General features: G+C 63.7%; 8 protein-coding genes. 3 read left to right on the top strand and 5 right to left on the bottom strand.

What is annotated here, in order from left to right:
* A partial coding sequence (locus ACT67G_RS11060; RefSeq protein WP_443664273.1) for an argininosuccinate synthase domain-containing protein occupies positions 1 to 208 on the bottom strand: 208 nt, incomplete at its 3' end.
* Between the two features lie 319 nt (positions 209 to 527).
* Here ACT67G_RS11060 and ACT67G_RS11055 point away from each other — a divergent pair.
* A complete protein-coding gene (locus ACT67G_RS11055; RefSeq protein WP_443664272.1) occupies positions 528 to 962 on the top strand; it encodes a hypothetical protein in 435 nt (144 codons plus the stop codon).
* A gap of 73 nt (positions 963 to 1,035) precedes the next feature.
* Here the strand turns inward: ACT67G_RS11055 and fumC are convergent, their stop codons facing one another.
* From fumC to ACT67G_RS11040, 3 genes are all read right to left on the bottom strand, one after another.
* The gene (gene fumC, locus ACT67G_RS11050) at positions 1,036 to 2,394 is read right to left on the bottom strand and encodes a class II fumarate hydratase (RefSeq protein ID WP_443664271.1); all 1,359 of its coding nucleotides are present in this window, start codon (positions 2,392 to 2,394) and stop codon (positions 1,036 to 1,038) included.
* Between the two features lie 174 nt (positions 2,395 to 2,568).
* Positions 2,569 to 5,925 (bottom strand): M56 family metallopeptidase, encoded by a 3,357-nt coding sequence (locus tag ACT67G_RS11045; RefSeq protein ID WP_443664270.1) that lies wholly within the window; start codon positions 5,923 to 5,925, stop codon positions 2,569 to 2,571.
* Between the two features lie 2 nt (positions 5,926 to 5,927).
* Positions 5,928 to 6,290 carry a BlaI/MecI/CopY family transcriptional regulator gene (locus ACT67G_RS11040; RefSeq protein ID WP_443664269.1) on the bottom strand — a complete coding sequence of 121 codons (363 nt, stop codon included), beginning with the start codon at positions 6,288 to 6,290 and terminating at the stop codon, positions 5,928 to 5,930.
* A 251-nt stretch (positions 6,291 to 6,541) separates the two neighbouring features.
* Between ACT67G_RS11040 and ACT67G_RS11035 the strand changes: the two genes are divergently transcribed.
* Positions 6,542 to 8,596, top strand: coding sequence for a serine hydrolase domain-containing protein (locus ACT67G_RS11035; RefSeq protein WP_443664268.1), 2,055 nt, complete (start codon positions 6,542 to 6,544; stop codon positions 8,594 to 8,596).
* Between the two features lie 58 nt (positions 8,597 to 8,654).
* Here the strand turns inward: ACT67G_RS11035 and ACT67G_RS11030 are convergent, their stop codons facing one another.
* The gene (locus ACT67G_RS11030) at positions 8,655 to 9,671 is read right to left on the bottom strand and encodes a LacI family DNA-binding transcriptional regulator (protein WP_326214985.1); all 1,017 of its coding nucleotides are present in this window, start codon (positions 9,669 to 9,671) and stop codon (positions 8,655 to 8,657) included.
* A 314-nt stretch (positions 9,672 to 9,985) separates the two neighbouring features.
* On the opposite strand from ACT67G_RS11030, the gene ACT67G_RS11025 reads away from it, so the two are divergent.
* The coding region (locus ACT67G_RS11025; RefSeq protein WP_443664267.1) for a glyceraldehyde 3-phosphate dehydrogenase NAD-binding domain-containing protein at positions 9,986 to 10,241 on the top strand (256 nt) is incomplete at its 3' end.

Here is a 10,241-nt window from a genome sequence, read left to right as displayed (position 1 = left end):
GATCCGCCACATACAGCTTGGAGGCGCCGGTCTTGATGGCCTTCTCCTCCAGGCCGTCCAGTTCGTCGTTCTGGCCCACGTTGCCAGCCACGGCGATGATCTCAGGATTGTTGTAGTTCTCCTTCAGCCAGGGGATGATGATGGACGTGTCCAGGCCGCCGGAGTAGGCCAGTACGATCTTCTTGATGTCCTTTTTATTCTTAGCCATGGTATGTACCTCCCAGAAGCGTTTGTTGTCTGACGATGGTTGAATTATACACCTGCTATGAATAATTATTCAACCAGCATGTTGCACAATCTTCGTTTCGCTTTCTGGGGCGTTTTGCATATTTTGCCAATGTTTTCCCGGATTGTGCCCATTCGGCAGAATCCCGGCCGGCCCTTTGGCCTCCGGGGCGGGATGTCCATGCGCCGTATGCACCGCCTTATGCATCTGCACCCACTGCCGCCGGGGCGCATAGCATGGAGGGCGGGACGCACTGTCCCGCCGGACAAAATTGCGGGGAACAAACGGAAAGGTGGATTCCATGAGACCCTGTTATCGTGAGCGGCTGTGCCTGGCGCTGGGCGCCCTGGCAGCCGGTATTCTGATCTTTGTGCTGCTGGCTTTCGGCGTCCTGGCCCTGGCCCCGGAGACCGGGGCGGCCCAGCTGTTTTTCACCGCCGGGGCAGTCTTCTCCCTGCTGGGTGGGCTGACTCTTGCCTGGGGCGTGCTCTGTGGGAAGCGAACTCCTGCCCTGTCCTATGCCTGGGCATGCTGGGGACGGACGGCGGCAGCCGGCGCCCTGGGAGGTGTCCTCACCGCCATGGGGGCCTTTCTGGCGGCCTCCCGGGTGCTGGTGCATCTGGGGGCGGCCGCGTGGGTCTTTTTCCTGGTACTGGAGCTGGGAGGGCTGCTGGGCCTTGCAGGAACGTATGCCGCCGTACGGTTCCGCTGCTGCTGCAAGGATACCTGCGGCTGAATAAATACAGTGCCCCGGCGTGCATGAAGATGCACACCGGGGCAGGTTCTGCTGGGTGAAAGCCCTTGTGTTTTTATACCATTTTCTCCGGACGCACCGTCTCGTCGAACTCCTCCGCCGTGAGAAGGCCCAGAGAGAGCACCGCTTCTTTTAAGGTGGTACCCTCCTGGAGGGCCTTTTTGGCACACTTGGCCGCCGCCTCGTAGCCGATCTTGGGCGTCAGGCAAGTGACCAGCATCAGCGAATTGTGAAGATTGTGCTCCATCCGCTCCGCGTTGGGCTCGATGCCCTCCGCGCAGTGGAGGCGGAAGGAGTCGCACACGTCCGTCAGCAGCCGGGCGGACTGGAGGAAGTTGTAGGCGGAGACCGGCAAAAAGACGTTGAGCTGGAAGTTTCCCTGGCTGGCGGCAAAACCGATGGCGGCGTCGTTGCCCATCACCTGTACCGCCACCATGGTGACGGCCTCGCACTGGGTGGGGTTCACCTTGCCGGGCATGATGGACGAGCCCGGCTCGTTTTCCGGAATGCGCAGCTCCCCCATGCCGCAGCGGGGACCGCTGGCCTCGAAGCGGATGTCGTTGGCGATCTTCATGAGGTTGGCCGCCAAGGCCTTCAATGCCCCGTGGGCAAAGACCAGGACGTCCTTGCTGGTGAGGGCGTGGAACTTGTTCTCATCCGGGGCAAAGGGTAGGCCCGTCAGATTCCGGAGCTTTTCGCACACCATGGCGTCATACCCCTTGGGGGCGTTGAGCCCGGTGCCCACGGCAGTGCCGCCGATGGCCAGGCGGGTAAGCTCGCTCTGGGCCAGGCGCAGCATCCGCACCGGGGCCTCCACGAGCTCCCGCCAGCCGGAGACCTCCTGGGCGAATTTCAAGGGCGTGGCATCCTGGAGATGGGTGCGGCCGATGCGGATGAGATCCGGGTAGGCCTCCTCCAGCTTCCGGAAGGTCTCCGCCAGGCGCTCCGCCGCCGGGATCACCTCCCGCTCCACCGCCAGGGCGGCGGCAATGTGCAGCGCCGAGGGGAAGGTGTCGTTGCTGGACTGGGAGGCGTTCACCTGGTCGTTGGGATGCAGGGGTATCCCCCGCTCCGCCGCCAGGTGGGCAATGACCTCGTTGACGTTCATATTGGTCTGGGTGCCGCTGCCGGTCTGCCAGACGGAGAGGGGAAACTCCCCATCCCACTGTCCCGCCCGGATCTCGCCGCAGACAGCGGCGATGGTCTCCGCCTGCTGCGCCGTCAGTTTGCCGCAGTCGGCGTTGGCCAAGGCGCAGGCCTCCTTCAAATAGGCGAAGGCGGTGATGATCTCCTTGGGCTGGCGCTCCCAGCCGATCTTGAAGTTCTCCAGGCTTCGCTGGGTCTGGGCCCCCCAGTGGTGATCCGCCGGGACGGCGATCTCACCCATGGTATCGTGTTCCATGCGGGTAGTCATAAAAGGTTCCCCCGTTCATCCAAAATATCCCGGCCCGGCGCTTCCCGGGCCCGTGGTGTCCTATGCAGGATTATAGAGAAAATTTTCCCGCTGTGCAACTTTTTCCGTTTTGCTGACCTGCGGGGGATACAAATAAGGAGGACGGGCTGTGCCCGTCCTCCCTTGTTGTCCGGCTCAGCCGGGATAGGGGAAAAACTCCAAACCGGAAAGGTCCGTCACCGTCAGGGAGGCGTCCTGCTCCTGTTCCGCGTCGAAATAGTAAAGGTACAGACAGCCCGCTTCCGGATCGTACTCCGACCACCAGGAGACCGCGCCACCGCCCGCATACCCCGGCACCCCCTCCGGAGAAACCTCTCCCCGGTAGATCCCGTCGGAGCGGCGCTGGTAGACATAGGCCCGCCGGGCCCCGTCGCCGCCGAAGCTGACGTTGCACACCAGCTCCCGCCTGCCGTCCCCGTCCAGGTCCACGGCGTAGTCCTCCGGTTCCTCCCAGCCGAAGCTCTCGGCGATGGGGGTGCGGCTGCCGTCGGCGGAGACGGCGTAATAGGTGCGCTGGCTCCAGCCGTAGGAAGCCGCTTTCGTCACCATGACACCGTTGTACCCCAGGATATCCACGAAGGGTTCTTCCCAGGCTTCCGCGATCCAGCTGTCCCGGCTCTCCAATGCCGCCAGCAGTACGGCCAGGCCCTCCTCCGACTGGTGGAAGCGGGCCAGATCGTACCCGGAGGCGGCAGAGAGGGCGGCAAGGTCCGCCTCGCCCTTCGGTTCCCAGCCGTAGACACGGCGTTCCACCGCGCCATCCGGCCCCGGATAGGTCCAGCGGACCTCCTCCACCCAGGGCAGGAGATACAAAATCACCAGGGCATTACGCTCCATGGCGGCATCCAGGGCAGCCGGGTCCGAAGGCATAAAGATCAGCTGGTACTCCACCTCTTCTCCGTCGTATAGGACCGAGCACCGCCCATCCATCTCAGGCACCGCCCAGGGGCCCCGGTACACCACTTCCCGCACCGCATCGTACCGGCCGCTCCCCCGGGACAGGGCCCACAGCCGGGTGGCGGTCCCCTCCACGGTGGATGCGCCTGCCCAGCTGTCCAGCCATTGCAGCAGCTCCGCCAGGGCGGCGGGAGACGCGCCCATGGCCTTGATTCCCTCCGAAAAGCCCGCGGCAACGAGCAGTGCATCGGCCTCCGTCTCCGTCAGCTGCCTGGAGAGGGGGATGTCGTCGCCGCCCTCCGGCACCCACGTCCAGGTCACCTCGGTCAAATCCTCCCGCAGAGCCAGCAGCACCATGGCCTTCTTCTCCATGGCCTGCCGCACCCCTTCGGCCGTGGCCGACGGGTCGTCAAAATAGAAGGACAGGGTATCATCGGCTGTACGGCTGATACTCCGGTGGTTGACGGGGATCCAGGAGGAGGCACCCTCCACATGGGGGATGCCCTCGTCCAGGAGAAGGTTCTCCAGCTTCATCTGCGGGTCGTCCCGCAGGACCCACAGCCGGGCGGCCAGGGTCTCCGCGGCGGAAACGGCAGGTAGGTCCTCCTCCCACAGCCAATCCACCAGCGTCTGGATGCCCGGCAGGGTCTTGCCCAGATCGTGGATGTCCTGATAGCCCAGCTCCCGGGCAATCTCGTCCAGGTCGTTGGAGCCGCCCTTGGTGTAAGGAATTCTCCAGATGGGGCCACTCTGGGGGCCATAGCCGTACATCACCTGGTCCACGTCCCCCACCAGGGCCGGCACCAGAATGGACGCAACAGACATCGCATTCACATAGGTCTCCCGGTCCGGAACCTCGCAGCAGACCAGCAGGGTATTCACATCCTGATAAAACGGATGGACTCCTAGCTCCAGGGTGCATTGCTCCAGATCCGGCACCCCCAGAGTCTCCAGAATCGTCCGGACACCGGAAAGGTCCTGCCCCGGCTCCGCCTGGAAGGACAGCGCGGGAGGTTCTCCCTCCAGGGCGTGATCCAGCCGCAGGGCGTACAGGGCGGCGGGCAGGTCGATGACGCCGCTTTCGATGCGCTCCACCAAAGCGCCCACCATCTGCCGGGACACGGCCAGCCGCAGCACCACCGCCACCGGATACCGTTCCAGGAAGGCGGTCAGGTCCTCCCGGTTCAAAGCCCCTGTGGAGGCGGAGGAATCCCCCTCCGGCGGGGCGTAGGCCACCGCCACCGCCACACTGCTGCCCAGGGTCAGGGGGGCCTTTCCCCGGAGATACCGCCAGTGGGTGAGCTGTGCGCACTCCGCCGCATCCGTCAGAAGCGAGGGCAGGGTCCCGCTGGAAAAGGTCATGCCGGTCTGGCCGTCCTCCCGGAAGACCTCCAGGCGGAAGGTGCCCGATTGCTGCCCGATGCCCTCCCTGTTTTCTTCCATGCCGTCCATCACCATGCTCCGTCGCTCCTGGAGCTGCCCGTAGCGGTAGATCTCCATGTAGAAAACATAGGAGCGGGTGTCGTCGGGGAACCGGTAGTCCAGGGACCAGGCCGTCGTCTCCCCCTCCAGGCCCCGGACATAGCCCTCGTCCGGCTGCTCCGTGGCGCCGTTCAGGCACACCGTCACCACCAGCAACACCGCCGCCACGGCCAGAAAGGCCACCCGAGGCGTCTCCTTCTTCCACTTCAGGACGTTTTTCACCCGCCGGGCGGCGTCGTGCTCTCCAAAAGCCAGGGCCGCCGGAACGGGCCGGGCCGCGGCGTTTGCCACCAGGGAGAGGCTGTATCCCCGCTTCACCTGGTCTCCCAGGGCGGAGAGCACCGCCTCGTCGCAGCTCATCTCCATGTCCCGGCAGAAGAGCACCCAGCAAAGCCAAACCGCCGGGTCCCACCAGTACACCGCCAGGATGCACCAGGCAAGGAGCTTCCACCAGGGGTCCCGGCGGCGGATGTGGTGGCGCTCATGGATCAGGACGCAGGTGCGCTCTGTGCCGGTAAGATGGGGCGGGATGTAGATCCGGGGCCGGAAAAAGCCCAGGACAAAGGGGGTGGGCACCGCGTCGGACTCCCACACCTCGCCGCCGCACCACACCGCCCCGGCCAGGCGGCGCCGCAGGCGCACCAGGCTGACAATCCCTACCGCCAGCACCGCCAAAAGCCCCAGCAGCCACACCACAGAGGCCGCCCGCAGCAGCAGTTCCCCCTGGGTGAGGCCCGCAGTCTCCGTCAGGGTGGGCAGGGTGCTTTCCACCGTGCCGGAAATACCGGGGGATACCAGAACAGGGGCGTTCGCCGCAGGGCTGGCCGGGGCCATGGCCGCCGCCACCGGCGGCAGGGCCGTCACCACGCCGCCGTCCACGGAGCCGGTGGCCTCCGCCAGGTCATAGAGCCCCGGCAGGTTGAAAATACTCAAAAACCCCCGGAGGCTCACCGGACAGAGGAGCCGGAACCCCACCACCAGCCACAGGGCATAGCGGTACTTCCGGGGTGCCCGGGTGAGGGCCAGCCGCACCGCCAGCACCACCCCCATCACCGGCAGGGCCATGAGGGCCATGGAGAGGAGCCGGGAAAAAACCGCCGTCAGAAGTTCCATGCCTATCCCTCCTGATACGTCTCAATGAGACGCTTCAAATCCTCCGCCTCTTTTGCCGTCAGCTTCCGCCCGCCCATGAAGGCGGTGAGGAACCCCGGGAGAGAACCGCCGAAGGTCTTGTCCACGAAGGCCTCCGCCGCACGGTGGTCCACCGCCGCACGGGGCACGGCAGAGGTGACGGTGCTGCCCTCGTTGCGCAGCACGCCCTTGTCGCAAAGCTTCTTCAACACCGTGTAGGTGGTGGACTTCTTCCACCCCAGCCTTTCCCCGCAGAGGGTCACCAGCTGCCCGGAGGCCACCGGCTCCGATGCCCACACCACCCGCAAAAGGCGGTACTCACTGTCGCTGAGATGATGCTGCTCCATAACGTCCTCCTCTTTGGTCTATGATAATCGACTTTCCGATTCCAGTCTATAACAATAGACCAGCGTTGTCAACGGCGTTTTGCCGTCTCCGGCGGCAGAATTACCACGGGCTTCCAGGGCGGCTGCGCCCCGGTGAAATTTTAACTTGACCTTCCCCCGGGTGGAGGGTATATCCTATCGGTACAGAAGCGGCGGCGGCCACGGCGGCCCGCCGCCCGGAGCAGACAAGAAGAGAAAGGAAGTCGATGGAAATGAAGAGAAAATTCCCGCGTCTGGCCGCTCTGGCAGTGGCCCTGGCCCTGGCGGTGAGCATGGTTTTGCCCGCCGCCGCCGCGGATGCCGCCACGGTGGAGACCGCGGCCCAGGAGGCCATGACCTACGCCGCCACCTACGGCCAGGCAGTGAGCATCCAGTACGCCCTGTGGCAGGACGGGGAGATCACCGCCGCCGGCGGCAGCGGCGTCTACTCCAAGACGGAAAACCGGGCCCTGACAGAGGACATCCTCTACGGCGTGGGCTCCGTCAGCAAGATCTACACCACCGTGGCGGTGATGCAGCTGGCGGAAAAAGGCAAGGTGAACCTGGACGCTCCGGTGACCCGGTATCTGAAAGACTTCAAGATGGCGGATCCCCGCTATGAAGACATCACGGTACGGATGCTGCTCAACCACTCCTCCGGCATTATGGGCACGGGCCTCTCCGGTGCTGTCCTCTTTGACGACACGGATCCCTCCGCCACCGACGGGCTGCTGGAAGCCCTCGCCACCCAGCGCCTGGCGGCAGCTCCCGGAGAGTACAGCGTCTACTGCAACGACGGCTTCACCCTGGCGGAGCTGGTGGTGGAGGCCGTCAGCGGCATGGACTTCATGGACTATGTGCGATCCAACATTCTCTCCCCGGCGGGCCTCTCCTCCACCTTCGCCCCCGGAGACGACTTCGACACCTCCCGTCTGGCCAAAACCTACACCGGCTCCGACACCCGGGCCCTGCCCCAGGACTGCCTCACCGCCGTGGGCGCCGGCGGCATGTACGCCACTGCCTCGGACCTGGCGTCCTTTGGCGGTGCTCTGACGGGGACACAGCTGCTGAAGACCTCCTCCCTGGAGGCTATGGCCTATCCTGAGTACAGCCGGGGCGTCTGGCCCGACGATACTCTGGACTCCCTGGCCTACGGCCTGGGCTGGGACAACATGGCCCTCTACCCCTTCTGCCAGAGCGGTATCACAGCTCTGGCCAAGGGCGGCGACACCCTGCGCTATCACGCCGCCCTGGTGGTGCTGCCGGAGTATGACATGGCCGCCGCAGTGGTGAGTTCCGGCGGCGTGTCCACCTACAACCAGATGGCCGCCGGGAAGATCCTCATCGCCGCCCTGGCGGAGGAGGGCGTCACGGTGGACGAGAGCATCCCCGCCCTGCCGGAGGCCGTCTCCGCCGCCATGCCCCAGGAGATGAAGGACTATGCCGGGTACTATGCCTCCACCACCGTCCAGTACAAGGTGGAGATCAGCGATGACGGCACACTGACCCTCCACTGCACCACTTACCCCGTCTCCGTGCCGGATCAGGCCTTCACCTACTGCTCCGACGGCACCTTCCGGGACGCTGCAGGTTCCGCAGCGCTCTCCTTTGTGGAGGAGGACAACGGCGAGACCTATCTCCACCAGAAGGCCGTCTCTCCCCTGCCGGGACTGGGCGGCCTGCCCACCTCCAACTACGCGGCGGTGAAGCTGGCGGACAATGCGGTGACGCCGGAGCTCCAGTCGGTGTGGGATGACCTGCTCACCATGAGTCTTCTGCCTATGGATGAAAAATACGACTCCCAGATCTATCTGGCCCTGGGGGAGGCTGTGGGCGAGGTGCCGGATTCCATCCCCGGCTACATGGGCGCCGCCCGGATCACGGACGAAACCGCAGCCCTCTTCGCCGCCCGGGTGCCCGGCACAGGCGGCCGTGACGGCATGGACTACCACCTGGAAGACCGCAGCGGCATCACCTGGGTCAGCGTGGGACAGAGTGCCTACATGGACCTTGCCGGTGCGCCGGAGCTCTTCACCGGCTCCGGCTGGGCCTACACCACCGTCCAGTCCGACGGCTATGCCCGCTGGTACCAGGTGGGAGCCGCCGCCGGGAAGACCATGACCGTCCAGGTGCCCCAGGATGCGGGCTTCTGGGTCTATAACGCCGACGGCACCGTAGCGGCCTCCTCCGTACTGTGGGGGGACACCGCCGTGACGCTGCCGGAAGGCGGCCTGGTGGTCTTCGCCGGAGATCCCGGCGCCCGGTTCCACCTGCGCTTTGCCGCCTGATGGTACCCAAACAAAAACAGGAGAGCAGATGCTCTCCTGTTTTTTTGCGGTTATGTGCTCAGCGGTCCGAGTGGGCCCAGGACTGGGGGGCGTTGTAGGGCCGGTAGGCGGAGGTGAGGACTTTTTCAAAGATGGGGGCGTCGGGCTTTTCGATGCGCCGGAGGATCTGCTCCCCAGCGGCCTCGCCCAGCTCCACCACCGGCTGGACGATGGAGTCCATCTGGTTGGAATAAAGCTGATAGAGGTTGGAATCATAGTCCATGAAGCTCACCAAATCGATGTCCCGGGACAGGTCGTACCCCTTTTTGTGGAGGTAGATCATGGTCTCCGAGGCCATCAGGCCCTGGCAGACGATGATGGCGTCGCACTTTTGCTCCAGCAGCTCCTCCAGGCAGGCCTGGGCGCTGTTTTCCATGGAGTCGCCGTAGCGGATCAGCTCCGGATCATCCGGCAGCCCACAGTCCGCCACCGCCTGCTGGTAGGCGCTGATGCGCTCCTTGGTGGTGGACAGGCGGGGCAGCCCGCCGATGATACCGATGCGCTGGTCGCCCTTCCCCGCCAGGCGGCAGACGCTGCGGTAGATGGGCTGGAAGTTGGACACGCAGATGGAGGAGTACTTCTTGGTCTCAAAAGTACGGTCCACCAGCACCACCGGGAATCCCGCCGGGATCATCTGGTCGAAGCGGTCGAAATCATCCATGGTGCTGGCGATCAGCAGTCCGTCCACCAGCCCCGCCGTCAGCAGCCGCACGTTGGTCTCCTCCCGGTCCATATCCTCCTTGGTGTTGGCGATGATGAGATGATAGCCGTGCATGGAGAGATAGTTTTCCACGGATTCGATCATGGTGGCGAAGAATTTATTGGAGATATCGGGCACAATAAAGCCCACCGTCTTCTTTTTTCCGGTGCGGAAGCTCCGGGCGGAGGCGTCCGGCGTGTAGCCCAGCTCCGCGATGGCACTGTACACCTTCTCCTTGGTCTCACTGGAGACGTAGCGGGTGTTGTTGATGGTGTGGGAAACGGTGGCGGTGGAGACCCCCGCCAGCTTGGCCACGTCGCTGATGGTCACTTTCATGATTTAAACCCTCTTGCGCAATGTGTTTTATTGGCAGATTTCATTTGCGTAATCAATTAACTTCCTCAGTATATGCCACCATACTCCCCGCGTCAAGTGCTTTCCGACGGCTTTCTCGCAATTTTATGGAAAAGGTGTCCTTTTTTTATCCATAATTCACAACATGCCCTTAATATTGTTATAAGAAATGCCAGTTGTCAGAACAAAACCCGTGTGATATCATGCTGATATAAACGATTAGGCAAAACGTTTGCGCAAACGTTTTGGCGGTGTGATCCAGAACCGCCGTACAATTTGAAAGGAGTCTAACGACTATGAACACCAAAATCGGCATCAATGGCTTTGGCCGTATCGGCCGCCTGGTCTTCCGCGCTGCTCTCAACCGTGACGATGTGGAGGTTGTGGGCCTCAACGATCCCTTTATGAACCCCGAGTACATGGCTTATATGCTCAAGTACGACAGCGTCCACGGCAAGTTCCCCGGTGAGGTCTCCTCCGAGGACGGCGCTCTGGTGGTCAACGGCAAGAAGTACCCCGTCTTCACCGCTATGGAGGTCAAGGACATTCCCT

This window comes from Dysosmobacter sp. (assembly GCF_052306735.1).
In the GTDB taxonomy this organism is placed as follows: Bacteria; Bacillota; Clostridia; order Oscillospirales; family Oscillospiraceae; genus Oscillibacter.
This window is presented reverse-complemented; position numbering and strand designations above follow the sequence as displayed.